The 2,085-nt window shown below is 55.4% G+C and carries 1 protein-coding gene; it reads right to left on the bottom strand.

Annotated features, from left to right (window positions below):
• Positions 1-2,085 (bottom strand): DUF8437 domain-containing protein (locus ACESSZ_RS16375; protein ID WP_499842903.1); only part of this gene is annotated, 2,085 nt, incomplete at both ends.

Raw genomic sequence — 2,085 nt, 5'->3', positions numbered from 1 at the left:
GGTGATCTCGTCGATCTGCTCATAGAGAAGCCGTTCCTGACGCTCCCGGCTGATGGGGATACGCTCAAACTGGCTGTTCCCCATGATGATGGCGTCATAGTCACCGGTCGCGATACGAGCGCAGAATTTCTTACGGTTATGGGTCTCAAAATCCTTTTTGGTTGTGACTAAGATGTTGGCGGAAGGATAGAGACGCAGAAACTCCGACGCCCACTGCTCAGTCAAGTGGTTGGGAACCACAAAGAGAGATTTCTGGCACAAGCCCAGGCGTTTGGCTTCCATCGCAGCGGCCACCATCTCAAAGGTTTTGCCCGCGCCTACTTCGTGTGCCAACAGGGTATTTCCGCCATACAGCACATGGGCGATGGCACTTTTCTGGTGTTCCCGCAGGGTAATGGCCGGGTTCATGCCACCAAAAGTGATATGGCTGCCATCATACTCGCGGGGACGGGTAGAGTTCATTTCTTCGTTATACTGGCGCACCAAAGTCTGGCGGCGCTCCGGGTCTCTCCAGATCCAGTCCCTAAAGGCTTCCCGGATAGCTTGCTGTTTTTGGGCAGCCAGGGTGGTCTCCTTGGCGTTCAGCACGCGGCGCTCTTTTCCGTCTGCGTCCTCTATGGTGTCATAGATACGGACATCCCGCAGGTTCAGGCTGTCCTCCAAAATCTTGTAGGCATTGGCACGGCTGGTTCCATAGGTGGTGTAAGCTGCTACATCGTTGTAGGATACGGAAGATTTCCCCTTGATCTGCCATTCAGCAGTAAAGGAGGAATAGTTGACCTCTATGCTGCGCTGGAGATAAAACGGGGTGTTGAAGGTCTCGTACATAAACTGCTGGATATATTCCTTGTCGATCCAGGTGGCACCAAGGCGCACCTCGATCTCCGACGCATCCAGGTCTTTGGGCTGGGCGGCGGTAAGAGCTTCCACATTGACTGCAAAAGAAGGGTCCTGCTGTGCCGCCCGCTGCGCCTGACGCAGCTTGCGGCGCACATTCCCGGACAGGTATTCATCAGCAGTCACAAAATGGGGTGTGCCGTCCTGTTCCAGCTGTCCCGGTACACGGAAGATCACGCCTTGCAGCTCTCCGGCCAGTTCTTCTTTTGTTTTTCCGGTAAGCCGACTCATATAGCTCATATCTACGCAGGCCTTTTCCGAGATGGACACCGCCAGTGCTTCGCTTGCCGTATCCACAGTAGCCACTGCCTGATGGGGCTTGATGGTCCGTTTGGTGAACATATCCGCCTTGCGTTCCAGCTTTCCGTCCTCGTCGATGACTTCCAGCGCACAGAGCAGGTAATAGGAAGAATCGTCTGCATAGGCCAGACGGTTTGCACGGTCATTGATGAGACCGTATTTGGCAGAAAAGCTGTCATAGAGGCTGTTCAGTTCCGCCTGCTTCTCCCGAATGGTGCTGTCCGGAACCGCTGCATCCATCTGAAGGTCGATCAGTTCCTGCACACAATCACGCAGTCCCACAAGACCTTTCACGCGGGCTTCGGCGGTGGCGTTGAGGTCAGGGCGCACCATACGGCTGTTTTCCCGGTAGTACACCTGCCCGTCTACAATGGCATAGGAATAGTTCTTCACATTGGGGTCAGCAGGAATGGAGGTGTCAATGGCTTCGCCTTCGCCCAGCTCCGGCAGCTCTGCCTCCTGATAAGTGCCATGAATATACTTCACCGCATCATGCAGCTGGTCGGAAAGCTCCAGTCCCTCGATAGGGTTCACGGTGTAGTCCATACCATGAGCAGTGCTTACCGGCTCCTGTCTGCCCAGCACCATTTCCGGGTGGTCGATAAAATACCGGTTGATGGCAAACCCATCCTGCGTCGTCGCGGACTGCGCCTGCTCGTTTCCGCCTTGCGGCGAAAAGCTCGCTTGCTCCGTCGCTCCTCCTTCTCCCACAAAGTCTTGCGACTTTGCGGGAACCCTGATAATGCCGGTCTGCGTCCACTCTGGTGCAATGTCCAGCGGACGGTCCCGCTTTTGGAGAAAGATGATGTCGGATACCACCTCGGCACCGGCATTCTTTTTGAACGCGTCATTCGGCAGACGGATCGCTCCCAGCAGCTCAGCACGCTG

The organism is Eubacterium sp. 3_1_31 (assembly GCF_964249515.1).
In the GTDB taxonomy this organism is placed as follows: domain Bacteria; phylum Bacillota_I; class Bacilli_A; order Erysipelotrichales; family Erysipelotrichaceae; genus Longicatena; species Longicatena caecimuris.
The sequence above is the reverse complement of the archived record's forward strand: the minus strand, read 5'-3'. Positions and strand labels throughout refer to the sequence as shown.